27 protein-coding genes are annotated in these 25,155 nt (G+C 65.5%); 9 read left to right on the top strand and 18 right to left on the bottom strand.

Annotated features, from left to right (window positions below):
* Positions 1–78: 78 nt before the first annotated feature.
* The 9 genes from B6S44_RS27995 to B6S44_RS28035 form a co-directional block, all read right to left on the bottom strand.
* Positions 79–1,056: a type II secretion system F family protein gene (locus tag B6S44_RS27995; RefSeq protein WP_129160209.1), complete on the bottom strand. Its 978-nt coding sequence runs from the start codon at positions 1,054–1,056 to the stop codon at positions 79–81.
* 12 nt (positions 1,057–1,068) lie between these two features.
* Entirely contained in the window at positions 1,069–2,049 is a 981-nt protein-coding gene (locus B6S44_RS28000; protein WP_129160211.1) for a type II secretion system F family protein, read from the bottom strand.
* A 20-nt stretch (positions 2,050–2,069) separates the two neighbouring features.
* The gene (locus tag B6S44_RS28005) at positions 2,070–3,509 is read right to left on the bottom strand and encodes a CpaF family protein (protein WP_129160213.1); all 1,440 of its coding nucleotides are present in this window, start codon (positions 3,507–3,509) and stop codon (positions 2,070–2,072) included.
* A gap of 2 nt (positions 3,510–3,511) precedes the next feature.
* Positions 3,512–4,756, bottom strand: a complete 1,245-nt coding sequence (locus tag B6S44_RS28010) for a CpaE/TadZ family protein (protein ID WP_129160215.1) — start codon at positions 4,754–4,756, stop codon at positions 3,512–3,514.
* An 8-nt stretch (positions 4,757–4,764) separates the two neighbouring features.
* A complete protein-coding gene (locus B6S44_RS28015) occupies positions 4,765–5,514 on the bottom strand; it encodes a CpaD family pilus assembly protein (protein ID WP_248309803.1) in 750 nt (249 codons plus the stop codon).
* Between the two features lie 18 nt (positions 5,515–5,532).
* Entirely contained in the window at positions 5,533–7,023 is a 1,491-nt protein-coding gene (locus B6S44_RS28020) for a type II and III secretion system protein family protein (protein ID WP_129160219.1), read from the bottom strand.
* Positions 7,024–7,028: 5 nt separating this feature from the next.
* Positions 7,029–7,805 (bottom strand): Flp pilus assembly protein CpaB, encoded by a 777-nt coding sequence (cpaB, locus tag B6S44_RS28025; protein WP_129160221.1) that lies wholly within the window; start codon positions 7,803–7,805, stop codon positions 7,029–7,031.
* A gap of 126 nt (positions 7,806–7,931) precedes the next feature.
* Entirely contained in the window at positions 7,932–8,444 is a 513-nt protein-coding gene (locus B6S44_RS28030) for an A24 family peptidase (RefSeq protein WP_129160223.1), read from the bottom strand.
* 163 nt (positions 8,445–8,607) lie between these two features.
* Positions 8,608–8,775: a Flp family type IVb pilin gene (locus B6S44_RS28035; RefSeq protein ID WP_129160225.1), complete on the bottom strand. Its 168-nt coding sequence runs from the start codon at positions 8,773–8,775 to the stop codon at positions 8,608–8,610.
* Positions 8,776–9,188: 413 nt separating this feature from the next.
* Here B6S44_RS28035 and B6S44_RS28040 point away from each other — a divergent pair, with 413 nt between their 5' ends.
* Complete coding sequence (locus B6S44_RS28040) at positions 9,189–9,749, top strand: pilus assembly protein N-terminal domain-containing protein (RefSeq protein ID WP_248309804.1); 561 nt, start codon at positions 9,189–9,191, stop codon at positions 9,747–9,749.
* Positions 9,750–9,777: 28 nt separating this feature from the next.
* Here the strand turns inward: B6S44_RS28040 and B6S44_RS28045 are convergent, their stop codons facing one another.
* From B6S44_RS28045 to B6S44_RS28060, 4 genes are all read right to left on the bottom strand, one after another.
* A complete protein-coding gene (locus B6S44_RS28045) occupies positions 9,778–11,277 on the bottom strand; it encodes a phosphomannomutase/phosphoglucomutase (protein WP_129160227.1) in 1,500 nt (499 codons plus the stop codon).
* Positions 11,278–11,452: 175 nt separating this feature from the next.
* Positions 11,453–11,974, bottom strand: a complete 522-nt coding sequence (locus tag B6S44_RS28050; RefSeq protein ID WP_129160229.1) for a retropepsin-like aspartic protease family protein — start codon at positions 11,972–11,974, stop codon at positions 11,453–11,455.
* Between the two features lie 155 nt (positions 11,975–12,129).
* The gene (locus B6S44_RS28055; protein ID WP_129160231.1) at positions 12,130–13,038 is read right to left on the bottom strand and encodes a ribokinase; all 909 of its coding nucleotides are present in this window, start codon (positions 13,036–13,038) and stop codon (positions 12,130–12,132) included.
* On the bottom strand, positions 13,035–13,931 hold the full coding sequence (locus tag B6S44_RS28060) for a 2-dehydro-3-deoxygalactonokinase (RefSeq protein WP_129160233.1): 897 nt from the start codon (positions 13,929–13,931) through the stop codon (positions 13,035–13,037). Before B6S44_RS28060 ends, B6S44_RS28055 begins: the two co-directional genes overlap by 4 nt.
* Before the next feature lie 249 nt (positions 13,932–14,180).
* Between B6S44_RS28060 and B6S44_RS28065 the strand changes: the two genes are divergently transcribed.
* Positions 14,181–15,065 (top strand): aldose epimerase family protein, encoded by an 885-nt coding sequence (locus tag B6S44_RS28065; protein ID WP_164985996.1) that lies wholly within the window; start codon positions 14,181–14,183, stop codon positions 15,063–15,065.
* On the opposite strand, the gene B6S44_RS28070 is transcribed toward B6S44_RS28065, so the two are convergent.
* The 3 genes from B6S44_RS28070 to ubiE all read right to left on the bottom strand — a co-directional run bounded on the left by B6S44_RS28070 (position 15,062) and on the right by ubiE (position 18,239).
* Positions 15,062–15,700: a L,D-transpeptidase gene (locus B6S44_RS28070; protein ID WP_164985997.1), complete on the bottom strand. Its 639-nt coding sequence runs from the start codon at positions 15,698–15,700 to the stop codon at positions 15,062–15,064. The genes B6S44_RS28065 and B6S44_RS28070 overlap by 4 nt on opposite strands.
* 183 nt (positions 15,701–15,883) lie before the next feature.
* Positions 15,884–17,443, bottom strand: a complete 1,560-nt coding sequence (gene ubiB / locus B6S44_RS28075) for a 2-polyprenylphenol 6-hydroxylase (protein WP_129160239.1) — start codon at positions 17,441–17,443, stop codon at positions 15,884–15,886.
* A gap of 34 nt (positions 17,444–17,477) precedes the next feature.
* Positions 17,478–18,239, bottom strand: a complete 762-nt coding sequence (gene ubiE, locus B6S44_RS28080; RefSeq protein WP_248309805.1) for a bifunctional demethylmenaquinone methyltransferase/2-methoxy-6-polyprenyl-1,4-benzoquinol methylase UbiE — start codon at positions 18,237–18,239, stop codon at positions 17,478–17,480.
* Between the two features lie 95 nt (positions 18,240–18,334).
* Between ubiE and mutM the strand changes: the two genes are divergently transcribed.
* Complete coding sequence (mutM, locus tag B6S44_RS28085; RefSeq protein WP_129160243.1) at positions 18,335–19,225, top strand: bifunctional DNA-formamidopyrimidine glycosylase/DNA-(apurinic or apyrimidinic site) lyase; 891 nt, start codon at positions 18,335–18,337, stop codon at positions 19,223–19,225.
* Between the two features lie 21 nt (positions 19,226–19,246).
* Positions 19,247–19,828, top strand: coding sequence for a chloramphenicol phosphotransferase CPT family protein (locus tag B6S44_RS28090; protein WP_129160245.1), 582 nt, complete (start codon positions 19,247–19,249; stop codon positions 19,826–19,828).
* Positions 19,829–19,839: 11 nt separating this feature from the next.
* Here B6S44_RS28090 and B6S44_RS28095 read toward each other — a convergent pair whose 3' ends face one another.
* Positions 19,840–20,313, bottom strand: coding sequence for an SRPBCC family protein (locus B6S44_RS28095; protein WP_129160247.1), 474 nt, complete (start codon positions 20,311–20,313; stop codon positions 19,840–19,842).
* A gap of 68 nt (positions 20,314–20,381) precedes the next feature.
* Positions 20,382–21,239 (bottom strand): LysR family transcriptional regulator, encoded by an 858-nt coding sequence (locus B6S44_RS28100; protein WP_129160249.1) that lies wholly within the window; start codon positions 21,237–21,239, stop codon positions 20,382–20,384.
* Between the two features lie 130 nt (positions 21,240–21,369).
* Between B6S44_RS28100 and B6S44_RS28105 the strand changes: the two genes are divergently transcribed.
* From B6S44_RS28105 to rpsT, 5 genes are all read left to right on the top strand, one after another.
* Positions 21,370–21,828 (top strand): nuclear transport factor 2 family protein, encoded by a 459-nt coding sequence (locus B6S44_RS28105; RefSeq protein WP_248309806.1) that lies wholly within the window; start codon positions 21,370–21,372, stop codon positions 21,826–21,828.
* 118 nt (positions 21,829–21,946) lie between these two features.
* Entirely contained in the window at positions 21,947–22,720 is a 774-nt protein-coding gene (locus B6S44_RS28110; protein ID WP_129160251.1) for an enoyl-CoA hydratase, read from the top strand.
* Positions 22,721–22,838: 118 nt separating this feature from the next.
* Positions 22,839–23,837: a threo-3-hydroxy-L-aspartate ammonia-lyase gene (locus B6S44_RS28115; RefSeq protein WP_129160254.1), complete on the top strand. Its 999-nt coding sequence runs from the start codon at positions 22,839–22,841 to the stop codon at positions 23,835–23,837.
* On the top strand, positions 23,834–24,229 hold the full coding sequence (locus tag B6S44_RS28120; protein WP_129160256.1) for a RidA family protein: 396 nt from the start codon (positions 23,834–23,836) through the stop codon (positions 24,227–24,229). Before B6S44_RS28115 ends, B6S44_RS28120 begins: the two co-directional genes overlap by 4 nt.
* Before the next feature lie 169 nt (positions 24,230–24,398).
* Positions 24,399–24,665 carry a 30S ribosomal protein S20 gene (gene rpsT, locus B6S44_RS28125; RefSeq protein WP_129160258.1) on the top strand — a complete coding sequence of 89 codons (267 nt, stop codon included), beginning with the start codon at positions 24,399–24,401 and terminating at the stop codon, positions 24,663–24,665.
* Positions 24,666–25,155: the final 490 nt, after the last annotated feature.

A 25,155-nucleotide genomic window follows, 5' to 3' on the forward strand; every position in this document is an offset into this window, starting at 1 on the left:
TGCTCTAACCCTTTGATGAGAGACGGATTCAGATTTCAGTTGGCATCGCCTTGCGATTCCAACTGAAATCATCCGGCTCTAGAAGTTGGCAAAGGCTTTGATCAGCGCCGGGGTCATGATCACCACGAACAGCACCGGCAGAAAGAACAGGATCATAGGCACTGTCAGCTTTGGCGGCAGGGCCGCAGCCTTCTTTTCCGCCTCGTTCATCCGCTGATCACGGCTCTCTTGCGCGAGCGTCCGCAACGCTGTTCCGAGTGGCGTGCCGTAACGCTCGGCCTGGATCAGCGCCGTACACACCGCCTTCACCGATTCGAGCCCGGTTCGTATGGCGAGGTTCTCGTAGGCCTGCCGACGTTCGGAGAGATAGGATAGCTCCGCCGTGCAAAGGGAGAACTCCTCGGCCAGCGGCACCGACTGGCTGCCGATCTCGGTCGAAACCTTGCGGAACGCCAGTTCGATCGACATGCCCGATTCGACACAGATCAGCATCAGGTCGAGCGCGTCCGGGAAAGCGCGCCGCATCGAGTGCTGGCGCTTTGTCGTGACATTGGACAGGTAGATCTCGGGCGCCTTGATGCCGAGATAGGCAGCGCCGATCACGATGCCGACCCGCACGATAGAGGTCTGGCCGAAGCTATTGATCACGAAGAGGTAAAACAGGGCGAACAGGAAGAGGGCGATCGGGGTGATCAGTCTGAAGAAGAGGAAACCCACTTCGGCCTGCTGACCCCGGAAGCCAGCCATGGTGAGCTGCTTCTTGGCATTCTCGGTACCGAGCCAGTCGCTGAGCTTGAAGCGCTCGACGATGTCGCGCATGAAGACCTTCGGCTCCTGCCGGAGCGAGACCCGCTCGTTCTGCCGCGCCAGCCGATCGCGCTCGCGTGCGCGAATCTTGTCGCGTTCGGTGGCGACGGATTTCATGCGCTTGCCCAACACATTGCCTTCGAACAAGGGCGCCGCCAGGGTCATGATCGTGACCGCGACGGCCACCCCGCCGACCAGGGCGAGCAGCACTGTCATATCGGTGAGCTTCTCGATCAGGAGCGCGAGCATGCCGAAGGCTCCTCAGATCTCGAAATTGATCATCTTGCGCATCACCAGCACGCCGGTTGCCATCCAGACGGCGCAGCCGACGAGCGCCGCTCGTCCCGCATCGGTCGTCCAGAGTGCGTCCATGTAGCCTGGGCTCGTCAGGTAGACGAGGATTGCGACGACGGGAGGCAAGGCGCCGATGATCGAGGCGGAGGCCTTCGCCTCCATCGATACGGCCTGGATCTTGTCGCGCATCTTGCGACGCTCGCGGATCACGCGCGAGAGATTGGCCAGGGTTTCGGCGAGATTGCCGCCGGTCTTCTGCTGGATCGCCAGGACGATGCCGAAGAAATTGGCCTCGGCGCAGGGCATACGTTGGAACAGCTTGGCGACAGCGTCCGTCAACGACAGGCCGAGCGTCTGCGCTTCGACGATCAGGCGGAACTCGGTCTTGACCGGCTCCTGAGCCTCGCTGGCGATGATGCGCAGGCAATCATTCAGCGGCAGGCCCGACTTGATGCCGCGCACAATGACATCGAGCGCGTTGGGAAATTCGTTGGTGAAGCGCAGCATCCGCCTCTTGCCGAGATAGCCCAGATACCAGCGCGGCAGGCCGAAAAGGCCGACGAGGAAGCTGACCAGCACGACGCCCCAGTTGCCCGAGACGATGAGGAGCACAACAGCCAGGGCAACACCCAGCGCGACGCCGAGCAGCCAGTACTGCTTGCGCGACCAAGACAGCCCTGCCTGCTCAATTTTCCCTTCCAACGTGAGCTTGTGGCGTGCCTTCTCGCGGTTTTCGATATCCTTCAGGCTTTGCGCGACCTGCCCGCGCCTGGCCTGGCTCTGCGCCTCGCGATCCGCCGCGGCGCGGACCGCGGCCGGCGCGGCGAACTCGCGGCGGCGCTGCTCGGCGCGCGCCTGGCCGCTGAGCCGAGGGTAGAACAGGGCATAGGCGATCCCGCCCGCCGAGACAGCGGCGAGGATGGCGGCGGCGATCTGGCCATAGTCCATGACGTGCCTTCCTCCCGCACCTAGGCGTCGGCCCGGCCTTCGAGCTCGAGCTGGTCGAGCGCGGTCGCCAGCCGCTGCTCGTCGCCGAAATAGCGCGCGCGTTCCCAGAGGCGCGGCCGGCCAATACCCGTCGAACGATGCCGACCGATGAGCCTGCCGTTGGGATCCTCGCCGAGCACGTCGTAGAGCATCAGGTCCTGGGTGATGATCACATCGCCCTCCATGCCCATCACCTCGGTGATGTGGGTGATGCGGCGCGAGCCATCGCGCATGCGCTGAGCCTGGATGATCACATCGACCGAGGAGCAGATCATCTCCCGCAGGGTCTTCGAGGGCAGGCTGAAGCCGCCCATGGTGATCATCGATTCGATGCGGCTCAGGCATTCGCGCGGCGTATTGGCGTGCAACGTGCCCATCGAGCCGTCATGGCCGGTGTTCATCGCCTGGAGCAGGTCGAAGGCCTCCGGGCCGCGCACCTCGCCGACGATGATGCGTTCGGGCCGCATGCGCAGGCAGTTCTTGACGAGATCGCGCATCGTGATTGCACCCAACCCTTCGAGATTGGGCGGGCGGGTTTCGAGACGGACCACGTGCGGCTGTTGCAGTTGCAGCTCGGCCGCGTCCTCACAGGTGATCACACGCTCATCGTTTTCGATATAGTTGGTCAGGCAGTTGAGCAGCGTCGTCTTGCCCGAACCGGTGCCGCCCGAGATCACGATATTGCAGCGGACCCTGCCGATGATCTTCAGGATCTCTGCGCCGGGCGGCGAGATCGCGCCGAAACGGACGAGTTGGTCGAGCGTCAGCTTGTCCTTCTTGAACTTGCGGATGGTCAGCGCCGGCCCGTCGATCGCGAGCGGCGGAGCAATGACGTTGACACGCGAGCCGTCGGCAAGACGTGCGTCGCAGATCGGCGAGGCCTCGTCGACGCGGCGACCGACCTGACTGACGATGCGCTGGCAGATATTCATCAGCTGCGCGTTGTCACGAAAGCGGATGCTGGTGAGCTGGATCTTGCCGCCGGTCTCGATAAAGGTCCGGCCGGCGCCGTTGACCATGATGTCGGCGATGTCGTCGCGGGCGAGCAACGGCTCCAGCGGTCCGTAGCCGAGCACATCGTTGCAGATGTCGTCGAGCAGTTCCTCCTGCTCGGAGATCGAGAGTACGACGTTCTTCAGCGAGATGATCTCGTTGATGATGTCGCGGATTTCCTCGCGGGCCGATTCGCCGTCGAGCTTGGCCAGCTGGGAGAGGTCGATCGCTTCGATGAGAGCACCGAAGATCATGCTCTTCATCTGATAGTATTCGTCGGATTTTTGCGCCTCGACGGGCGCAGGCGGCGGCAGACGCCGTGCCTCGGCGACTGTGGAACGCGATTCGACCGGGCGCACCGACGAGAGCGGCGCTGCGTTCGGCTGAGTCGTCGGAGCCGGGGCAGTCGCCTGTCGCTTGCCGAACATCTTCAGGCCTTCCGACGCATCAGCTTGGCCAAGGGCTCGAACAGGCCGCGCTTGCCGCGCTTCTGCTCGCCGCGGCCGGTGAGAGCAGTTGCAATCTGGACGAAGGCCTCCGCTGCCTTTCCGCCCGACTGGACCTCGGCGATCATCTGCCCATTGTTGGCTGCCGTGCCAAAGAGCTGCGCATCGAACGGGATGGAGCTCAGCACCTCGATCCCGAGGGCTTTGGCGAACTCGCTGGCCTCGATCTCAGGCCGCTTGGGCAGGCCGACCTGGTTCAGGATCAGGCGCGGGACGGAATCGTTGGGCCGGGCCGCGCGCAGGAGATCGACCAGATTCTTGGCGTTGCGCAGCGAGGCGAGCTCCGGCGCGGCGACGATCGCCACCTCATCGGCGCCGACGAGCGCGCGCTTCGCCCAGCCCGACCACAGATGGGGCACGTCCAGCACGATGCAGGGCACGCTTGCGCGCAGCAGATCGAACAAGAGCTCGAACGCGTCGTCGCCGAGATCGATGGTCCGGTCCAGCATGGCCGGAGCTGCGAGCAGGGAAAGGTTATCGCTGCAGCGCGACAGAAGCCGGTCGAGCATGTTGGCGTCGAGCCGCTCCGGTGCGAACACAGCATCGGCGATGCCTTGCGGCGGATCCTGATTGAAATCCAGTCCTGCCGTGCCGAAGGCGATATCGAGATCGGCGATCACAGTCGAAGCGCCGAGATCGCGGGCCACCGCCCAAGCGACATTGTGTGCAACAGTGGAAGCGCCGACGCCGCCCTTGGCGCCAACGATGGCCATGGTACGCCCGAGCGTCGCAGAGCCCGACGCGGCATAGAGCTCGGACAGGGTACGCAGCAGGTCGAGAACGCCGAACGGGGCGACGAGATAGTCGCTGACGCCGCGCCGGATCAACTCGCGATAGAGTTGGATGTCGTTGACATGCCCGATGACGACGACCTTGGTGCCCGGATCGCAGCTCGCAGCGAGCGCATCGAGATTCATGATCAGGCCCGACGGCTCGCTGACCGTTTCCAGGACGATCACATTCGGTGTCGGCGCGCCGCGGAAAGCCTCGACCGCCGCGGCCGGCCCCCCCATCTGAACCCGGGCCTGGACCTTGTCCATTCGGCGGTCGGCGGCGACCGCCTGCATCGAGTCCGCGACCTCCCGTGTCTCGCAGAAGGCCTGCAAGGTGACGCGCGGCAGCGGGGCGATGATCTCCTCGCCGCCGGTATCCGGCTCAAATCCCGGCATGTTCGCCATCATTTGCCTCCGACGGCGTCACTGACCTTGGTTTGTTCCTGGCGATACTGCGTGGAAGGATCCTTGCCCTCGCGCAGCTTCTTGATCGCTTCCATACGCTTTTGGGTATCGAGGCGACCTTCGCTGCGCGCGCGCACCAAATCGAGCGGATCGGCGATCTGCGCCGCGAGATTGGCCTGGGTGGCGCAACCGAAGTTCCAGTAGGGTTCGTTCGTTGCGCTCGTCTTGTAGCTGGAAGCGCCCAGATCAGTCGGCCATTGTCCGCAGGAATGCGGTAATCCAGCCTGCAATGAGGCATAGGTCAGGCGGATCGGCGATGCGAGCCCGGGGTCGGTGATCGGATAAGTTCTGACCGAAAGAGCGCCGGGCGAGACACCGGCCCGGGCGAGCGAGCGTCGAATACCGTCGAGCGTGTCCCGGGCGGCAAGGTCACGCCCGGTTCCCGTCGGCACCTCCGCGACGAGACCGCCCTTGCCGCTGCGACGATAATCCTCGCCGAAACGGGCGACGTCGTCGGCCTGGCGCGGATCCAACCCACCACCGGCCCGACCGACGAAGACATCCAGCGAATTCGGCGCATCGCGCAGCACGATCGGATGGCGCTCGCGGGTGTCAATCGGGATACCGGAGGTTGAAATATCGCCCTTGGCACAAGCTCCGAGCAGGAGCGCGGCGCCGAGGGCGACCGGCAATGCCGCGTGCCGAGCGCGCTTCGGGTGCGGTTTCCTGTCTACGACCATGATCGCCATCCTTGTCACGGCCCGTCTTCAATCAGCGATGAAACCGACGCGGCCCTTATAGGCCTGCGGGATCGGCCCTCCGCTCGTCGACCCGTACATCTTGTTCAAACGCCCCATCAGGATCGTCTGGGCATCGTGCGCCTCGACGAAGCCGTCATCGGGCCGCTGCAGTCCGTTCGGCCCCACCGGCTTCACGATATAGGGCGTCACCGCGATCATCAGCTCGGTCTCTTCGCGCTGATAGTCACGCGACCGGAACAGCGTGCCGATGATCGGAATGTTCATCAGCGCCGGCATGCCGTTGATCGCTTGACGCGAGACGCGCTGAATCAGGCCAGCCGTCGCCAGCGTTCCGCCAGAGGGCAGCTCCACTGTCGTATCCGACTTGCGTGTCCGGAACCCCGGTGCGTTGACCGCACCGGTCTGCCTGGTATCGGCGAGGAGCAGCTGATTTTCAGCGTCAAGCTCGGTGACCTCTGTCCCGATCCGCATCGAGATCCTGCCATCGGACAGCACGATCGGTGTAAAGTTCAAAGAAACGCCGATCGTCTTGTAGACGATGCTGAGATTACAGCGTCCGGTGAGATCGCAGCTGTAGCCGCTCGGCACGGGAATCTCGCCGCCCGCAGTGAACTTGGCGCTCTCGCCCGATATTGCCGTGACGGTGGGTTCGGCGAGAATGCGTGACATGCCGGCCCGCTCAAGCGCGCGCAGGGTGACGTTGGTCGAGTTGCCGATCCCGGCGGCGATCGAGGTCGCCGCGAGCGTTTGCGGTTGCACCGAGAACGGATTGTCGATCGTTGGCGTAATGTTGAGCTTGCCCAGCTTCCACTCGCCAGTCGAGTTGATGCCGAGTTGCTTGATCGCCTTGCGGGCGATCTCGGAAACGGTGACCTTGACCATCACCTGGTCACGCCCCCGAATGGTCAGCGAGTTGATAACGGCGCCCTTGGAGGTGCTTTGGACAACGCCGCCAGTGGTGGAGCTGCCGACGAAGGCACTGGCGATATCCACCGCCTGCGTCGCCTCCGACGCATTCGCGACGGTGCCTACGAGGAGGATCGAATCCCCGGCGGGCTTGACCTGGATGTCCGCGCCCGGCATCGCCGCGCGCAGAGTCTGGCGCAGCACGTTGAGGTCGCGGCCGACCTCGATCTCCAGGGCCGTGATCTGCCTGCCCTCGGCGTCCATCACGAACATCGAAGTCGAGCCATCGGCCATGCCGATGACGAAGAGCTTGCGGGCCGAGCGCACCACGGCGTTCGCCACCTTGGGATTGGCGACGAAGACTTCCTTGGCGTCGCGCGGCAGCTCGACGATCAGCGAGCGGCCGATCGAGAGATCGAGCCGGCGTGAAATCGCATGCTCGCTGGCACCGACATTCAGGACCGGCGCAGCGCCCTTGCTCTGCGCCAGGGCCGGAGCAACGGCCAGCGATGTGATGATCGGTACGATCGCCAGCGTCGGGGCAAGCCAGCGCTTGTAGGCACAGCGGAACAGCGGAGTGGAATTCGGCATGGGGATCATGGCTTCACCGCCTTGGTGACGACGCCGAAGCGCACGAGCGTGAGCCCGCCCTCGTCGCTCGGCGGGCTCTTGTCGCCGGCATCCTGCAGGCTGCGCAGCGCCAGAGAGAGGGTGCTGGTCTTCTGCGCCAGCGTCACCGCTTCGACATGCTTCGGATCGAGCTCGAGTGTCGCGGTCTCGCCGATGACGACCTTCTCGCCGTTTTTTTCCTGGATGTTCTGGCCGATGGCGAGCACGCGGACATTGGCGACCAGGGTCTCGCTCGCCGCCGGCGCGCCATCCCTCGAGTTGCTGTCGTCACGGGTGGTGCGGATGATATCGACGCGATCATTGGGCAGGATGAAGCCGCCAGCGGTATTGGCTCCGCGATTATCGGTGGTGATCGCGACCGCGCGCTTGCCGGGCGGCAGGATCGCCGACAGGAAACCGGAATCGGCCTTGAGCAACTTCTCCCGCCGGATCGGCTCCGAACTGTAGAGCTGCGCGCGGGCGATCTGTCCGACGAATTCGCCCTCGCCTCCGGGAAGGTCCTGACGACGGATCACTTCGGTCGGCAGGCTCGCCAGCGGCCAGGCCAGCCATTTGAGATCGCCCGCGGCCAGCTTGTTGCCGAGCGGGACATCAGCGGCCGCGACCAGCACCTCGACCGTGGGAGCAGGCGCGTACGTGGTCTCCGACGGGGTCGTGACCTTCGGCGGCTGACTGATCAGCAAGGCAGCGCCGAGACCGGCGACGACCGCTACAGCTAAAATGATGATGCGGGCGGGACTCATGGCACACGATCCTTGGCCGGCATACGCCGACCCTCAGCCGGATCGTGACCTTCGAATCGTCAACTTATGGTTAACCGGAGGTATCTTTTTGCGCAGATCAGCCATTTCGGGGCAGGATCGAACCTCTCAGGCACCGATCGCGGCACGCCAGATCGCCGTATCCGGCAGCACGATGAGCGCGGCGAAAGCAAGCGCCACACCATAGGGCACGCCCTCATCCTTATCGTGCAGGCGCTGCGCCCAATCCCAATTCATTGCAGGCCGCGGCAGCGGCATTTTTCTCAGTTGGAGCAACCCCAGAGTAAGTGCTCCGCCTGCGAACGAAGAAATCAGAATGTAGGGCAGCAACTGATCGAAACCGAACCAAAGCGCAGTCGCGGCGGCAAGCTTGGCGTCGCCGCCGCCGATCCAGCCGGCCGCAAAGAAGCCAAAACAAACGGCCAGCACGAGAAAGCCGGAAGCCAGATGCCAACCCAGCTGGTTCCATGTTAGACCTACGCTGACGGCACAAAGGGCGAAGCTGGCAACCAATACCAGGCAAAGGCGGTTCGAGATCGTCATCGACACGATATCACTGGCCGCGGCATAGGCCATGACAGCCGGGAAGACGACGAGAATCAGAAGCAGCGGTATCGTCATCACGGGGATCCCATGCGGAGTCGCGCGATCTTGCTGCAGGTGCCTCACCAAAGGCTTACCAACTCGAGCGCAGAGCAGATACTGCAATCGGAAAACGTGAAGCGCCCTGGATTGCCTCCAGGGCGCTTCGTGCCGTTTGAAAAATGACCGGCCGAGCCAGCGCTTACTTCTTGAGCGCCGTGTCGATCGCGGTGAACTTCGTGTTGAGGCTTCCGCCGATGCTGCCCCAGACGGTGATGCAGACGACCGCGATCAGAGCGGCGATCAGACCGTACTCGATGGCAGTGGCGCCCGACTCGTCCTTGGCGAAACGCGCAAACAGGTTCTTCATGGTAGTCTCCTTTGCACCACGTTTGACTGCTGCCTTCGCTCTAGGTGGCTTCGGTCAGCGACAGGAGTGACACTACAGAGCCCCCCTTGCAGATCGGTTAAGGCGACTGAATAATTCGCCGAATTTTATAGGCCTTCACCTGATGGTTAATGAGCTTTTATCGCGGAACGGTAGTTAACGACCGGTATAAAACTTTCTACACTGCCAATTTATCTGAAATAACTTCGTGGAACTCCAAAATATTACGCTGCGTCAGGTGAAGCGATGCCGCCATACATCTGTGTTTTTCACTGCACACCAACGACCTTCAATGACCGTCGGGCCGGCGGGCACCTCGCTCAAATCGCCATCTTAGGAATGCATTCATCATTTTCGGCTTACCTCACCCCATTCGAAACCTTGGGGCGCGGACCATGTCCATTGCGATGCCGGGATCGCGGCTCTCCAAATCCTTCCTGGCGCTCGTCTTCGCCGGATTTGCGGGCGCTGCAGGCTTGAGCTTTTCAGCCGAGCTCGCACACGCGCAGGCTAGGCTCGTCCCGGCGCCAGGACCGGAGAACCAGGGCGACGTCGGCAGGGACGCGAAAATCGACGCCGTTACGGTGACGGTCGATCATGCCAAAGTGCTGCGGTTGCCCGAGCGGGCCCAGACGGTGATCATCGGCAATCCGGCGATCGCCGATGTCACGGTCCAGCCCAACGGCGTCATGGTCGTCACCGGCAAAAGCTACGGAGTCACCAACCTGATCGCGCTCGACGCCACGGGCGCCCTGCTGGCGGAATCCAGCGTGCGCGTTGGCGCCGCAAGCGACTCGATCCTGACCGTGCAGCGCGGCCTCGAGCGCGAGAGCTATTCCTGCACGCCCGATTGCCAGCCAAGCGCCCAGCTCGGGGACTCTCAGCGCTATTTCAGCGAGGTTGGCGGACAAGCGGGCGCCCGCAGTGCCGCGGCGACCGGGGCGGTGAAGAAGTAAATCTTCTCCCCGGCCGCAATGCCATCGATCAGATCGTCTGGTTGTAGGCGCCAACCTCCGGGTTCTCGCGCAGCACGTCGTCGATTGCCTTGAACATCTCGCGCATGCGCGCCTCTGAGACCGGGCTCTCGCAGACCACGACTAGCTCCGGCTTGTTCGAGGAAGCGCGGACCAGGCCCCAGGTGCCGTCCTCGTTGACGACGCGCACGCCGTTGACGGTGATGACGTCGCGGATCGCCTGGCCGGCGATCTTGTCGCCCGCCGCCTTCATCGCCTCGATGCGCTTGGTGATCTTGTCGCTGACGCCGTATTTGATCTCGTCGGCACATTTGGCCGCCATGGTCGGCGTGCCCCAGGTCTTGGGCACGGCGGCGTAGAGCTCGGCCATCGACTTATCCGGATTGCGGTCGAGCATGTCGATCACGGCGATCGCGGTGACGACGCCATCGTCATAGCCGCGGCCGACCGGCGCGTTGAAGAAGAAGTGGCCGGACTTCTCGAAGCCGGCAAGGGCGTTGAGGTCACGGACCCGGCGCTTGATATAGGAGTGGCCGGTCTTCCAGTAGTCGGTCTTGACGCCGAGCCGCTGCAATTCGGGATCGGTCGAGAACAGGCCGGTCGACTTGACGTCGACGACGAACTGCGCGCCCGGATTGAGCCTGCCGAGGTCGCGGGCCAGCATCACACCGATCTTGTCGGCGAAGATCTCCTCGCCGTGATTGTCGACGACACCGCAACGGTCGCCGTCGCCGTCAAAGCCGAGCGCGACGTCGGCGCCGTGCTGCTTCACGGCGTCGGCCATGGCGTGCAGCATCTTCATGTCTTCGGGGTTCGGATTATAGCGCGGGAAGGTATGGTCGAGCTCGGCATCCATCGGGATCACCTCGCAGCCCAGCGCCTCCAGGATCTGCGGCGCGAAGGCGCCGGCCGTGCCGTTGCCGCAGGCGGCGATGACCTTGAGCTTGCGCTTGATCTTCGGGCGGTTGGTCAGGTCGGCGATGTAGCGCGCCGGGAAGTCGGGCACGAACTGATAAGAGCCGCCGCCGGAGAGGTCGAAATCGCCGGCGAGCACGAGATCGCGCAACTGCCCCATCTCGTCCGGGCCGAAGGTGACTGGGCGCTGCGCACCCATCTTGATCCCGGTCCAGCCATTGTCGTTGTGCGAGGCGGTAACCATCGCGACGCAAGGCACGTCGAGTTCGAACTGGGCGAAATAGGCCATGGGCGACATTGCGAGCCCGATGTCGTGGACCTTGCAGCCGGCCGCCATCAGGCCGGTGACCAGCGCCATCTTGATCGAGGAGGAATAGCTGCGGAAGTCATGGGCGGTGACGATCTCGGGCTTGACGCCCATGCGCTTGATCAGCGTGCCCAGGCCCATGCCGACGGCCTGTACGCCCATCAGGTTGAGCTCTTTCCCGAAGAACCAGCGCGCATCGTATTCGCGAAAGCCGGTCGGCTTCACCATCGGCAGCGATTCATACTCGAAGGTGTTCGGGAAGAGCTCGGGCAGGGGCTTCGGAAACATCGGGCCATCCATTTTCGAGGAGCGCAGGCAATGAGGCCTGCGCGGAAACCATGCAGCTGACGCGTGCGGAACGGACAGGCCACAGGCTACATGAATGCAGCCTGAGCATGACAGGGCAAGGACGCAAGGCGGGCATAGCTCATCGGCATGAGGTTGGGAACCGAGGGCAGGCGGCTCAGCCGCGCAGGACCATGCGACCGCCCTGGACCTCGTAGCCACGCAGCCGGCGCAGGAAGGATGTGCCCAGCAGACTGATCGACAGGGCGCCGGCGGGCAGCACGACGGCCTCGACATCGCGCACCGAGATGTCGCCGAGCCGCACCTCGCGCAGCGTCGTCCTCGCACCTTGTACCACCCCGTTGGCGGTGCTGAGCCCGACTGAATAGGCGGCGCGATCAGGCCTGACTCCGAGCGCCCGGGCATCGGCATCCGTCAGCACGATGAGGCTCGCGCCGGTATCGACCATCATCTTCACACGGTAATTGTCGATCGACGGATGGACGACATAGTGGCCGCGATAGTCGGCATGCACCGTCAGCACGCGTTCAGCGTTCGCTAGCGCGCGCTCGCTTGCACCACCGGTATTGGCAAGAGCCGGCGCCTGCCGCGCCATCCTATCGAGGGTGCCAGCAGAGCCTAGCGCGAGCAGGCAGGCCAGCCCGCCAACGCCCAAGAACCAGACAATCGGCCGAGCCATGACCGGCTTCCCCTTCGCGTGTCCCTGTTGGCTACGCTGCAGGCGAAGATGCTGACCAAGCGTAAATCCGTGAACCGAAACAGCCACTACAGGCAACGTTCCGCTACGCGGATCGAAATCAGGCTTAGCTGACGGTCAATCGAACCAACCGCATTCTACAGAAAGCTCTTGCTGGCCAGCGCCTCGATCGCCTCGCGGCGCGGCACGCTCGGTTGGGCGCCGGTAACGGTGCAGGCGAGCGAGCCGGCGGCGAGCCCGCGTTGCAGTGCTCCGGAGAAGCCCAAGCCGGCCTGCAGCGCCGCGGCGAAGGCCCCGACGAAGCTGTCACCGGCCGCGACGGTGTCGACGGCCGCGACGGCGGGCGCTTCGAGCCGACGCCGGACGCCGCCATACCAGCCAACGGCGCCGGCCGCGCCGAGGGTGACGATGCAGGCGATGCCACGCTCGCCGTCGATCCGCTGCGCGATCGCATCGGGCTCGTTCTCGGCCCAGCCGAGCGAGCGAGCCAGGACCAGGGCCTCGTGCTCGTTGACGATCAGGATGTCGGTGAGTGCCAGCAGCTCCGGTGCCGGCTCCCCGGCCGGCGCAAGATTGAGGATCACCCGGCCGCCGCCGGTCCGCATCGCCTGCGCGGCGCGCAAGCACTCGCTCTCGGGTACCTCGCGCTGGAGCAGCAGCAGATCGCCCTCGCCGGGCTTCAACTCCTCGACGGCATCGGCCTTCGCCAGCGCATTGGCGCCGGCCGCGACCACGATCTGGTTGGCACCATCGGCATCGACGGCGATGAAGGCCGCGCCGGTCGGCGCGTCGGTGCGTACGACGTTGGAAAGATCCACACCATCCTCGACCAGGAGCCCGAGCGCGATCTCGGCGAAACCGTCGCGGCCGACCGCGCCGACCAGCGTAACCTCGGCGCCGGCACGGCGGGCCGCCAAGGCCTGGTTGGCGCCCTTGCCGCCGGGATGCAGGGCATAGCCGGGGCCCATGACGGTCTCGCCCGCACCCGGCAACCGATCGACCGGCGTCACCAGATCGACATTGAGCGAGCCAAAAACGATGATCATGCCTGCAGCCCGGTGGCGAGCCGGGTCACGCCAGCGACGAAGGCGTCCTCGGGCGTAGTCAGCGCATGATCCAGCCCGGCAGCCGCGAGCGCCCGGCCATAGCTCTGTGCCAGAACGCCATCGGCGACGAGATGGAGATTGGCGAGGCCGCCGAACAAGGCGCGGGCGCCTTCGATCTCCTGCGCCACCAGCAAAGCGGAGAGATAGGAGCCGACCGCGCCGCCAGCCATGCGCCCGCCGAGGACATCGCTGCGCGCGTGGAATGCGGCGTTGAGCAGGCCTCCCGGCCGCTTCGCAGCGGCGAGCCCGCGTCGAGCGCCTTCGGCCGCGTCATCACCCGCAGGCTCGCTCGCCAGCCGCGCCAGGATCGAATGCTCGCGTAAGAGGCCATAGACCTCGCCGGTCATGAAGCTGGCGAAGCGGGTGATGCGGCCGCCCTCAACCTGCGCCCATTTCGAATGGGTGCCGGGCAGGCAGGCGATGCCATCGGTGAGGCCAAGGCCGACGATCAGCGTCTCCTCGCCGCGCATCACGTCAGAGGCGCCCTCATCACAGGATAGGCCGGGCAGGACGGTCGCTTGCGTGCCGTCGTCGAGCGTGACGGCCAAGCCGGCTGCGGCGATCGCCTCGGGGCTCGCCGGGCAAGCGACATAGGGCGCCTCGACCCAGCCATTGCGGCTGCCAACCATGCCGGCGAGCAGCACCGTCGCATCCGGGCGCGCCCGGCGGAATTCTCCGGCAATCTCGGCGAAGGCAGCCGGAAAGCCGCCGGCCGGCACCGACTGGATGCCACGATCGGCGCTGCGCTTGCCCTGCACCGTACCATCCTCACCGATCAGGAAGGCGCGAGCGCGCGTCGTGCCCCAGTCGAGCGCGATCAGGGGTTTCGGCATGGCAGGCTCCGGCGGGATGCATGCCTCATCCGATATCCCGGCCGAGGCGAAGCGAAGGGGCCGGGAATCTCCCCGGCCAGCGCCCCCGGGTCAAGCCCGGCGGCGGCTGATCTGATTGCATTGAGCGCGAGGCTCTTGACGATGGCGTCGGCGAGCGCAATCGAGACGAAGAAGGCAGAACGCGGCCTTCCGGCGTCAGCATGGCGCTCGCTGGCGCCGCAAAGCGTAGATCGCCTGAAGGACACCACAATGCTTACTCTCTCGGCGGGCCGCTATTCGGCCTGTGTCGCCCCGGAAGCCGGCGGCATGATCGCCGCGCTCGACTGGCAGGGGCCGGACGGCGAAACGCACCCGCTCCTGCACGTACCGGCCGGGCTCGCGCCACAGACAGAAACACCCAACAAGTTCGGCGCCTGGGCGATGCTGCCCTTCGCCAACCGCGCCTTCGACAGCCTGGTCGACGACGGCCATACCCGGTTCACCGTACCGCCCAACAATCCTGCCGGCACGATCCATGGCTTCGGCTGGCAGTCCGTCTGGCAGGTCGAGCAGCAGGACGCCGGCCATACCGTGCTGGTGCACCGGCGTAATACCGGCCCCGATCCCTATCGCTACCTGGCAAAACAGGAGATCCGGCTCGACGAGAACGGTATGACCGTCGTGCTCTCGCTGACCAATGAGGCCGACCAGGCCCTGCCCTTCGGCATGGGCCTGCATCCCTGGTTTCCCTCCGCCGCCGACACGCGCCTGCGCATGAGCGCCACGGGCGCGCTGATCTTCGGCGACTTGTTCCGCGCCAGCGGCACGCAGGCCTTCGCCGATGGCGGCCCCTATGCCGACAATCCCGTCTTCGCCACCGGCGCGGAGAGCGCCTGGAGCTTTCTGGGCTGGGGCGGGACGGCCCGGATCGAGACGCCCTCGACCGGGCTCGCCATTACCGTGAGCGCGAGCGAGAGCCTGCGCTGCCCGGTCGTCTGGGCGCCGGCCGGCGCCGATTTCCTCTGCGTCGAGCCACAGAGCCACGCCTCCGGCGCACCGAGCGAAAAGATCGTGCGCGAAGTCTCGCCGCTCGCCCGGCTTCAGCCGGGCGAAACGCTCAAAGGCTGGGTGCGGATCGCGGCGGGCGCGATCTAGCGCCAGCCCGGCCCCGTCACCGGCTGGAAGCCGATCGCGCCGGCCGGGATCGCCGGCCTGAGCAGCATCTGCTCCCGCGCCTCGCCCCAGGCCGGTCCCTGGCGCTGCTGCTTGGCGGTCAGCACCGCCTTTTGCGTCTTGATCTTGGCCTTGGCGATCTTGTGCTTGGAGCCGGAGGACGCCTTGGCGAAGCGCGAGAGATTGTCCGGCGCAGCGCCGTTCAACGCGATGCGGGTGCTGCCGGCGCCGTGTTTCTTGACCAACGCAAAGAGCTTGGCGGCGTTGGCGGGATGCAGGCGAATGCAGCCATGCGAGGCCGGGCGGCCAAGTGCGCCGACGGCAGTGGTGCCGTGGATGGCATAGCCGCCGCGGAAGAACACCGCATGGGGCATCGCGCCACCATATTTGCGGGAATACCAGCTGCGCTCGAGCCGCGTCGGGCGATAGACGCCATTGGGCGAGTGGAAGCCCTTGCGGCCAGACGAGATCGCCCAGCTATGGACCTCGCCATCACTGGTGGCAACGCTCATGCGCTGGGCGACGATATCGACGCGGACGTCGAGCTTGGCCTGAGCCGAGGCAAGCCCAGCAAGTGACGCGCATAGAAAGGCCAGAATGCCGAGAAGGCGATACATGACGCGACTCCTGAACGACGCAACCTGAAGAATCGGCTCTTTGGTTGCTGCCGCTCGGGCGCGTGCGCCCATCATGCGAAGTCAGCCCCGGCCTTGCCCTAAAGGAATCCCGAGGGGTCGGCGCTTGTAAAGCTGAAACCGCTAAAATGGTTTCCAATCGCCGGCTGCGGCGCTGCCGACTCGCTAGTCGACAAACACCATCCAGGCCAACAGCGCCGCGATCAGCCAGAGCGCCCAGTTGCCCCAGCGATTGCGCGCTGCTTCCGCCCGGCCAATCGCCTGCACGCTGGCCTCGTCGAGCGAGAAGCCGTGGCGCGAGGAATCCTCGAGCTGGCCGAGGACACGCTCGGCCCGGCCCACCGTTTCCGGCAGGTTGGCGAGGCTCGCCGCCAGGGTCCGCACGCTGCGGCCGGCATCCTCGAGCTTGCCGATCGGGCCGAGATTGCGGGTCAGCCAGTCGCGCACCACCGGCTCGGCCGTGGTCCACATGTCGAGATGGGGATCGAGGGTGCGGGCAACGCCTTCGACGACCACCATGGTCTTCTGCAGCATGACGAGCTCGGTGCGCGTCGCCATGTCGAACAGGCCGGTGATCTCGAACAGGAGCGTCAGCACCTTCGCCATCGAGATCTCGTCGGCGCGCTTGTCGTGGATCGGCTCGCCGACGGCGCGGATCGCCTGGGCGAAATCGTCGACCGAATGATGGGCCGGGACATACCCGGCCTCGAAATGCACCTCGGCGACGCGCCGGTAATCGCGCGTGATGAAACCGAACAGGATCTCGGCGAGGAAGCGCCGCTCCTTGTGGCCGAGCCGGCCCATGATGCCGCCATCGACCGCGACCAGCCGGCCCTGCGCATCGACGAACAGATTTCCGGGATGCATGTCGGCGTGGAAGAAGCCGTCGCGGATCGCATGCTTCAGGAAGGACTGGATGACGTTGCGGCCGAGCCCGGCCAAGTCGTGACCGGCGGCGCGCAGCGCCTCAACATCGGAGAGGCGGATGCCGTCGATCCATTCGTCGACCAACATCTCGCGCGCGGTCAGCTGCCAGTCCGGCGCCGGTACGCGGAAATCGGCGTCCTCCCTGGTGTTCTCGGTGAACTCCGAGAGCGCCGCCGCCTCCAGCCGCAGGTCCATCTCCATGGTGACGGACCGCGCCAGCGTCTCGACGATGGCGACGAAGCGCAGGCGGCGCGCCTCGGGCGAACGCGCTTCCGCCAATTGCGCGCCGAAGCGCATGGAAGCGAGGTCGCGATGGAAGCGGTCGCGGATGCCGGGCCGGAGAATCTTGACGGCGACCTCGGAGCCGTCCTTGAGGCGCGCGCGGTGAACCTGCGCGATCGAGGCGGCCGCGACCGGCTCGCTGAAGTCGACGAAGATCGCCTCGACCGGCTTGCCATGGGCCGCCTCGATCGCGGCGCGCGCCTGCGCCATCGGGAACGGCGCCATCCGGTCCTGCAGCGCCGAGAGGTCCTCGGCGATCTTCATGCCGACGACGTCGGGCCGGGTCGCCAGGAACTGGCCGAACTTGACATAGGACGGGCCGAGCCGCGTCAACGCCGCGGCAAGACGTGTCGCGGAGGAGCCGGCGCCGCGGCGCTCGATCAGCCGGCCGAGCGCGATCAGCGCCCGCGCCGCCGGCGGCAGCACGGACGGATCGACCAAGGCGAGCGCACCTTCGCGCGCCAGCACGAAGCCGACCCGTGCCGAGCGGGCGAGATGGGCGAGGGCAGAGATCATGCGGGGAGGCGGCTGGTCGACATGGCTGGTGCAGTCACAGCTTCCAGCCGGAATGCAGCGCCACGACGCCGCCGGTCATCGGCGTGAAGCTGGCGCGGCGGAAACCCGCCTCGGCGATCATGTTGGCGAAGACCTGCGGGCGCGGGAATTTGCGGATCGACTCGACGAGATACTGGTAGGGCTCGGCCTCCCCCGTCACCATCCGGCCCATCGGCGGGATGACGTTGAAGGAATAGGCCTCGTAGACCTTGTCGAGCAGCGGCACATCGACATGGCTGAATTCGAGGCAGAGGAAGCGGCCGCCGCGCTTCAGCACGCGATAGGCCTCGGCCAGCGCCTTCTCGATGCGCGGCACGTTCCGGATGCCAAAGGCGATCGTATAGGCGTCAAAGGACGCGTCCGGTAGCGCCAGCTCCTCGGCATTGCCCTGGACGAAACGGATGCGGTCGTCGTCGCGAAAGCGCTTCTGCGCCCGCTCGCGCCCAACGGCCAGCATCTCGGCATTGATGTCGAGCACGGTGACCTGCGTCTGCGGTCCGCCCTCCTCCAACACCTTGAAGGCGACGTCGCCGGTCCCTCCGGCAACGTCGAGATGGTGGAAAGGCCGGTCCCGCGGCGGCTTCAGCGCGGTGAGCAGCGCCTCCTTCCAGGCGCGGTGCAGGCCCGCCGACATCAGGTCGTTCATCAGGTCGTAGCGGCCGGCGACCTTGTGGAAGACATCGTCCACCTTGGCCTGCTTCTCGCCGAGCGGCACGTTCTCGAAGCCGAAATGGGTGGTGTCGGAGGCTGCTGTCACGGTTGGGCCGCTCTTGTGTTCGGGTGAGGCGATGAATAGCGAAAGGCTGGGCCGTTGTCGCGGGCCCTCTCGACGCATGCTGAAGAGCCGATGCCATGCCTGAACTTCCCGAGGTCGAAACCGTCCGGCGCGGGCTCGAACCCGCCATGCTCGGCGAGCGCTTCGCCAGGATCGAGCAGAACCGGCCCGATCTGCGCTTCCCCCTGCCCGAGCGCTTTACCGAGCGCCTGACCGGGCGGCGGATCGAAGCCCTGTCGCGGCGGGCGAAGTACCTGATCGCCGATCTCGACGATGGGCAGGCGCTCGTGATGCATCTCGGCATGAGCGGGCGCTTCATCGTCGAAGCGCCCGGCACGCCACCGACCGAGCCCGGCGCCTATTACAACGAGATCGGCCGGCACCTCATCCACGATCATGTCGTCTTCCATCTCGGCTCGGGCGCGCGCGTCACCTACAACGACGTCCGCCGCTTCGGCTTCATGGACCTCGTACCGCGCGCCGCCCTCGAAACCTCCAAACACTTTGCCGGAATGGGCATCGAGCCGCTCGGCAACGAGCTTTCCGGCGAGCTGCTGGCGAAGCTGTTCTCCAGAAAGATCGCGCCGCTGAAGGCCGCCCTGCTCGACCAGCGGCTGATCGCGGGCCTCGGCAACATCTATGTCTGCGAGGCGCTGTTCCGCGCCGGCCTGCATCCGGAGGCCGAGGCTGGGTCGCTGGCGACGCCGACCGGCAAGCCGCGCGAAAAGGCGTATCTCCTGGCGCAGATCATCCGCGATGTGCTGGAGGAGGCGATCGCCGCCGGCGGCTCGACACTGCGCGACTTCGCCCATGCCGACGGCTCGCTCGGCTATTTCCAGCATCGCTTCAAGGTCTATGACCGCGAGGGCGACCCTTGCGTCACGCCAGGCTGCGGGCATCCGGTCAAGCGGCTCGTCCAGTCGGGCCGCTCGACCTTCTATTGCGAGAGCTGCCAGAAGCGCGGCTGAGCGCTTCTTCCGAGGATCGACATGCCCGACGCCGTTCGCCCGCCAGGAAAGATCATCCTCCTCAACGGTGCCTCGAGCAGCGGCAAGTCCTCGCTGGCGCGCGCCGTCCAGGCCCGGATCGAGGAGCCGTTCTGGCACATCTCGATCGATCATCTACGCGATGCCGGCGTGCTGCCGACGGCGCGCATCCGTAGCGGCGAGTTCCAGTGGGCCACGATGCGCGACGCCTTCTTCGAAGGCTTCGAACAGTCGGTGCTGGCCTATGTCCACTGCGGCAACAACCTGATCGTCGAGCACATCATGGAAAACCGCGACTGGCTGTTGCGGCTGGTGCATCTGCTCGCGGAGCAGGATGTCTTCTTCGTCGGCCTGCATTGCGATCTCGCCGAGCTGGAGCGTCGCGAGATCGCGCGCGGCGACCGGAAGGTCGGCGACGCCCGGCGCTACTATCACCAGATCCACAGCTACTGCCTCTACGATGCCGAGCTGGATTCGGCGTCTCGGCCCGAGGTCAATGCTGACAGGCTGATCGCCGCCTGGCGCTCGCGCGCGACGCCTTCTGCGTTTCATCGCCTGCTCGCCGGCACCGAGCCGTCGCGTTGACGCGTCAGGAATCACGCCGTTTCGATGAAGCGTGCGAGGTTCTCCAGCGTCGAGCGCAGGCCGGCATCGTGATCCTCCTTGGCGATGCCGGCCGGTACGTTCTCGCAGAGGATCGTCACCTCGGTCCCGTCGCGGACTTCTTTGAAGCGCCAGGTCATCGTCATCGTGCCGGCGAGGGCGGGATCGTCCGAGACGAAGCCGACTTCCCAGACGATGCGCTCGCCCGGCACCAGCGCGACGAAGCGACCCTCGACGATATCGCTGTCGGCACTGGCCTTGCCGGGCGCACCAGCCGGATCGTCATAGGTCAGGACCATGCGGTAGCTGCCACCGGGATGCGGCTCGAAGCGCTCGATCTTCGCCCGCATCCCCTTGGGAGGCAGCCATTTGCTGAGTGCGGCGGAATCGGCGAAGGCGTTGTAGACCGCGCCGGGCGAGGCCTTGACGAGGCGCGAGGCCGTATCAATTCGAGTTTTACCGGTCATGCGCACCTCCTCTTCGGCCGCCATCCCTGATCAACGCGCAAAATGGCCCCAGGGGACCAACGGCGCGGTTAGCTTCGCACCACGCTCCTGAATGCCGCCGAAAGCGCGGCGAGCGCGTCGCGCGGGCGCCCGTCCCTGATCCGCGTGTGAAGCAGGATCGGCAGGCGCGGCAAATCGGGCAGCCCGAGCCTCGGCCCGACATCGACCGCGCCGAAGGGCAGCATGCGCGGTGCCAGGGCCGCGACGCCGAGCCCGGCGGTGACGGCAGCCACAACCGCGGTAACCCCGCCTCCGACGAAGATTTCCGTCCAGGGCACGCCTGCCGCGTCGAGGAGCTGCCCGGCCATCACCCGCACGCCGCAAGGTTCGGCCATGGTGGCGACCGGCAACGGCTCGCCCGGACGATGCTGCCAGGCCGGCGCCGCGAACCAGCCGAATTTCTCGTCCGCAAGATGCTCGCCATCGCTGCGCCCGGCATGCAGCCGCACAATCACCGTGTCGAGCTCGCGCCTGTCGAAGCTCTGGAGCAATTCGCTGGATGTGCCGATCCGGATCTCGATCACCAGCTGCGGGTCCTGCGCATTCATGCGCGCGATCAGCGCCGGCAGCTCGGGCCCCGCAACATGATCGCTGATGCCGATGGTCAGGCGCTCCCGGGCCGGGACGAAGGCGGACAGCGCGCGATCGTGCACCTCCAGAAGCTCACGGGCATGATCGAGGAAAGCCGCGCCACGCGCCGAAAGCTCGACATGCCGCGGCGTCCGCTCGACGAGCCGGCAATCCAGCCGCTCTTCGAGGCGCTTCAGCTTCAGGCTGACGGCAGCCTGCGTCGTCCGCATCGACTCGGCCGCCCGCGTGAAGCTGCCGAGATCGGCGATGCGGACGAAAGCCTGGACGGAATCGAGATCGAGCGGAGGCTTCATCATTTTCGTTCGTTATTACTGATATCGATTTCAATAGCATATCAAAATCACGATGCGCTCTCTACCGTCGAACCTGCTCGAACGCTTTTCGTGACGCCTGCGCCGACCGTGGGCCTGACAATGGGAGCTTGCGATGACGGTGATGACCAAGGAGCCCGCAATGCACGATCGCCCCGAGAAGGCGGCATCGGCCCAACCAACGGTCGACCGGTCATCGGTGCTGGAATTGACCGAGGCGATCCTGAAATACTTCGACCTCATGTACGACTGCGACACGTCTCGCTTCGAGCAGACGTTCGCGCCAACGGCCCAGTTGCACGGCTTTCGCGACGGCAAGATGATGGCATGGCCCACCCGGACCTACCGCGACATTCTCGACAAGCGTCAATCGCCGAAATCGGTGAACTCCGCGCGCAAGGACGAGATCCTGCTCATCGACTTCGCTTCCACGACTCAGGCCATGACGAAGGTGCGGCTGAGGGTCAATACGATGGTGTTCGTGGATCATCTGACCTGGCACCGGATCGACGGCACCTGGCTGGTCACGTCGAAGGGATTCCACGTCGAATCGCAGGACGGCCCGCCGATCTAGAGCACTGAGTCGAGCTGCTTGCGCCCAGGCTCGCATCGCGCCGTGCGCCCGCGCGCATGGACCGCGGCCCTAGGCGTCGCTATTCGTGGCCGAGATACAGCGCATCCGGGAGGCCGCCATGGCTTATGAGACCATTCTCGTCGAGGTGAAGGGCAAGGTCGGCGTCATCACGCTGAACCGGCCGCAGGCCCTGAACGCGCTGAACGTCCAGCTGATCGCCGACATCAACGCGGCGCTCGACGGCTTTGAGCGCGACGACGGCATCGGCTGCATCGTCATGACCGGCTCGGAGAAGGCCTTCGCCGCCGGCGCCGACATCAAACAGATGCAGGAGCGCAGCTATCCCGGCACCTATCTCGACGACAAGTTCGCCGACTGGGACCGGATCGGCCAGCGCCGCAAGCCCATCATCGCCGCGGTCGCGGGCTTTGCGCTCGGCGGCGGCTGCGAGCTCGCCATGATGGCCGATTTCATCATCGCCGCCGACAACGCCAAGTTCGGCCAGCCCGAGATCAATCTCGCCGTCATCCCCGGCGCGGGCGGTACCCAGCGCCTGACCCATGCGATCGGCAAGGCCAAGGCGATGGACCTTTGCCTCACCGGCCGCTTCATGGACGTGAACGAAGCCGAGCGCGCCGGGCTGGTTGCCCGTATCGTCCCGCTCGCCGAGTTGATGACCGAGACGCTGAAGGCGGCCGAGCAGATTGCCTCGAAGTCGCTGCCCTCGCTGCTGTCAGCCAAGGAATCGATCAATCGCGCCTTCGAGACGACGCTGGCCGAAGGCCTGCGCTTTGAGCGCCGCGTCTTCTCGGCGCTGTTCGGCACGCACGACCAGAAAGAAGGCATGGCCGCCTTCATCGAGAAGCGGAAGCCGGAATTCAAGAACCGCTGAGACGGGAGACCCCGGCCGATCAGCGCCACGCATGGCCGGGGCCAATTTCTTTCACTTGAAAGGCCGACGGCGCTGCTGGACCATGGCTGCTCACTCTTAAGAGTACGCAGGATTTGCCATGACCGCCGCAGCCCGCTCCCTCACCGACGGCATCGCACTGCCGACCTATGCCGATGTCGAGGCGGCGGCGAAGCGCATCGCCGGCGTGGCGCACCGCACGCCGGCATTGACCTCGCGCACGGCCAATGAGCGCATCGGCGCCAATCTCGTCTTCAAGGCCGAGAACCTGCAGCGCATGGGCGCCTTCAAGTTCCGCGGCGGCTACAACGCCATCGCAGCACTCAGCCCCGAACAGCGCAAGGCCGGCGTGCTGACCTATTCCTCCGGCAACCATGCCCAGGCGATCGCCTATGCCAGCAAGCTGCTCGGTGCGCCGGCGACGATCATCATGCCTCTCGATGCCCCCGCGGCGAAGGTCGCGGCGACCAAGGGCTACGGCGCCGAGATCGTGACCTATGATCGCTATAGTCAGGATCGGCTCGAGCTCGGCGACCGGCTGGCGGCCGAACGCGGCCTGACGCTGATCCCGCCCTACGACCATCCCGAGGTGATCGCCGGCCAGGGCACGGCGACAAAGGAGCTGATCGAGGAAGCGGGCGAGCTCGACGTCCTCCTGGTCTGCCTCGGCGGCGGCGGTCTCCTGGCCGGCGCTCTGCTCGCCGCGCGGGCGCTCAACCCTGGCTGCAAGGTCTACGGCGTCGAGCCCGAAGCCGGCAATGATGGCCAGCAATCGCTGCGCAAGGGCGAGATCGTCAAGATCGACGTGCCCAAGACCATCGCCGACGGCGCCCAGACCGCCTTTCTCGGCGACTACACCTTCCCGATCATCCGCGACCTCGTCGAGGACATCGTCACCGTGCCGGATGCGGCGCTTGTCGCGACGATGCGCTTCTTCGCCGAGCGGATGAAGCTCGTGGTCGAGCCGACCGGATGCCTTGCCGCCGCGGCTGCCTTCACCGGGGCGGTTCCGGTCGAGGGCAAGCGCGTCGGCGTCATCCTCAGCGGCGGCAATGTCGATCTCGCCAGCTTCGCGCGCTTCATCGGCGAAGGCGCATGAGCGAAATCGAGACGATCCTCTCGCCGCAGGTTCCGGCGCCGGCGGGACATTACTCGCAAGCCGTGGCCTATAAGGACCTGGTCTTCGTCTCGGGCCAGCTCGCGCCGCGCCCCGACGGCAGCCACACCGCCGACGAGCCTTTCGCCGTGCAGGCGCGGCAGGCTCTCGACAATCTCCTTGCCGTGCTCGCCGCCGCCGGCTGTGGCCCGGCCGACGTGCTGAAGGTTACCGCCTATCTGGTCGGCGCCGCGCACTGGCCGCAGTTCAATGCGATCTATGCCGAGGCCTTCGGGCCGCATCGACCGGCGCGCGCCGTCGTTCCGGTGCCGGAACTGCACCATGGCTATCTCATCGAGATCGAGGCCGTGGCGGTCCGCCGCAAGGCGGGTTGAAAGCGGCGGCGATTCCACCGTTGACGCCACGCGCGGCAGGAACTATAGGGTCGGGCCTCGCGGCGGTCTTGCTCCGGCAGGACCGTCGCTCGCATTTTCAACTGAAGGTTCGTGGTCGTGCCAGCCGGCGATAGCCAGGCGCTCACCACGATGAGGACGAGGACAGACCATGGCCAACACGACTTCGGCCAAGAAGGCCGCGCGCAAGATCGTGCGGCGCACCGAAGTGAACAAGGCGCGCCGCAGCCGCATGCGCACCTATCTGCGCAAGGTCGAGGAGGCGATCGCCTCCGGTGACAAGACCGCCGCCGCAGCTGCGCTGAAGGCCGCTCAGCCGGAACTCATGAGGGCCGCGCAGAAGGGCGTGGTTCACAAGAACACCGCTTCGCGCAAGGTTTCGCGTCTGGCTCACCGCGTGAGCGCGCTCGCTTCCTGATCACCGTTCAGCAGAACGGATTCCATGGCGTTTACAACCCGGCCGAAAGGCCGGGTTTTTTGTTTGCCGGCCTACCGCCTGAGGCGGGCTTCGATGCTGCGGCGCAACACCCGCTGTCAACGCGGATTCCGCAATCTTTCCACTGCTTTACCAGCTTGACTTCGGGTTGGTTTTAGAGGTCGGAAACCGCATTGTTTTAAGGTTTTGATCGCACAAAATTCCTCCATATTTTTCATGACCTTAGTGGGCAAAGCAATTCGCCCCGAGGAATCACCCTCCCCCGGAAGGGGTAGACCACCCCCTTCAAAAAAAAAGATTCGGAGCCGGCGCGAGACTCTCCCGGTAAAGAAAAGCTTAACTTCCCCAACTGATTGCGAGGCACTTACCGATAGGTCAGGGAGGGGGCCATTAGCCCTCAATCCGTGAAGCCGGCTGAGGGGGATATTGCCCCCGTTCGAGGCCGCCCTGTAAGGTCTTTTCATCGCCGGGC

The organism is Allobosea sp. Tri-44 (assembly GCF_004123845.1).
Classification (GTDB): domain Bacteria; phylum Pseudomonadota; class Alphaproteobacteria; order Rhizobiales; family Beijerinckiaceae; genus Allobosea.

Bases quoted from the DNA above. Each gene is read 5' to 3' on its own strand.
- B6S44_RS27995 (WP_129160209.1), bottom strand. From the start codon at position 1,056: ATGCTCGCGCTCCTGATCGAGAAGCTCACCGATATGACAGTGCTGCTC.
- B6S44_RS28110 (WP_129160251.1), top strand. From the start codon at position 21,947: ATGGCTTATGAGACCATTCTCGTCGAGGTGAAGGGCAAGGTCGGCGTC.
- B6S44_RS28090 (WP_129160245.1), top strand. From the start codon at position 19,247: ATGCCCGACGCCGTTCGCCCGCCAGGAAAGATCATCCTCCTCAACGGT.
- B6S44_RS28040 (WP_248309804.1), top strand. From the start codon at position 9,189: ATGTCCATTGCGATGCCGGGATCGCGGCTCTCCAAATCCTTCCTGGCG.
- B6S44_RS28065 (WP_164985996.1), top strand. From the start codon at position 14,181: ATGCTTACTCTCTCGGCGGGCCGCTATTCGGCCTGTGTCGCCCCGGAA.
- B6S44_RS28105 (WP_248309806.1), top strand. From the start codon at position 21,370: ATGACGGTGATGACCAAGGAGCCCGCAATGCACGATCGCCCCGAGAAG.
- B6S44_RS28120 (WP_129160256.1), top strand. From the start codon at position 23,834: ATGAGCGAAATCGAGACGATCCTCTCGCCGCAGGTTCCGGCGCCGGCG.
- rpsT (WP_129160258.1), top strand. From the start codon at position 24,399: ATGGCCAACACGACTTCGGCCAAGAAGGCCGCGCGCAAGATCGTGCGG.
- mutM (WP_129160243.1), top strand. From the start codon at position 18,335: ATGCCTGAACTTCCCGAGGTCGAAACCGTCCGGCGCGGGCTCGAACCC.
- B6S44_RS28045 (WP_129160227.1), bottom strand. From the start codon at position 11,277: ATGTTTCCGAAGCCCCTGCCCGAGCTCTTCCCGAACACCTTCGAGTAT.
- B6S44_RS28000 (WP_129160211.1), bottom strand. From the start codon at position 2,049: ATGGACTATGGCCAGATCGCCGCCGCCATCCTCGCCGCTGTCTCGGCG.
- B6S44_RS28050 (WP_129160229.1), bottom strand. From the start codon at position 11,974: ATGGCTCGGCCGATTGTCTGGTTCTTGGGCGTTGGCGGGCTGGCCTGC.
- B6S44_RS28005 (WP_129160213.1), bottom strand. From the start codon at position 3,509: ATGTTCGGCAAGCGACAGGCGACTGCCCCGGCTCCGACGACTCAGCCG.
- B6S44_RS28060 (WP_129160233.1), bottom strand. From the start codon at position 13,931: ATGCCGAAACCCCTGATCGCGCTCGACTGGGGCACGACGCGCGCTCGC.
- B6S44_RS28115 (WP_129160254.1), top strand. From the start codon at position 22,839: ATGACCGCCGCAGCCCGCTCCCTCACCGACGGCATCGCACTGCCGACC.
- B6S44_RS28030 (WP_129160223.1), bottom strand. From the start codon at position 8,444: ATGACGATACCGCTGCTTCTGATTCTCGTCGTCTTCCCGGCTGTCATG.
- B6S44_RS28010 (WP_129160215.1), bottom strand. From the start codon at position 4,756: ATGCCGGGATTTGAGCCGGATACCGGCGGCGAGGAGATCATCGCCCCG.
- B6S44_RS28035 (WP_129160225.1), bottom strand. From the start codon at position 8,775: ATGAAGAACCTGTTTGCGCGTTTCGCCAAGGACGAGTCGGGCGCCACT.
- B6S44_RS28095 (WP_129160247.1), bottom strand. From the start codon at position 20,313: ATGACCGGTAAAACTCGAATTGATACGGCCTCGCGCCTCGTCAAGGCC.
- B6S44_RS28015 (WP_248309803.1), bottom strand. From the start codon at position 5,514: ATGGCGATCATGGTCGTAGACAGGAAACCGCACCCGAAGCGCGCTCGG.
- B6S44_RS28100 (WP_129160249.1), bottom strand. From the start codon at position 21,239: ATGATGAAGCCTCCGCTCGATCTCGATTCCGTCCAGGCTTTCGTCCGC.
- cpaB (WP_129160221.1), bottom strand. From the start codon at position 7,805: ATGAGTCCCGCCCGCATCATCATTTTAGCTGTAGCGGTCGTCGCCGGT.
- B6S44_RS28070 (WP_164985997.1), bottom strand. From the start codon at position 15,700: ATGTATCGCCTTCTCGGCATTCTGGCCTTTCTATGCGCGTCACTTGCT.
- ubiB (WP_129160239.1), bottom strand. From the start codon at position 17,443: ATGATCTCTGCCCTCGCCCATCTCGCCCGCTCGGCACGGGTCGGCTTC.
- B6S44_RS28055 (WP_129160231.1), bottom strand. From the start codon at position 13,038: ATGATCATCGTTTTTGGCTCGCTCAATGTCGATCTGGTGACGCCGGTC.
- B6S44_RS28020 (WP_129160219.1), bottom strand. From the start codon at position 7,023: ATGCCGAATTCCACTCCGCTGTTCCGCTGTGCCTACAAGCGCTGGCTT.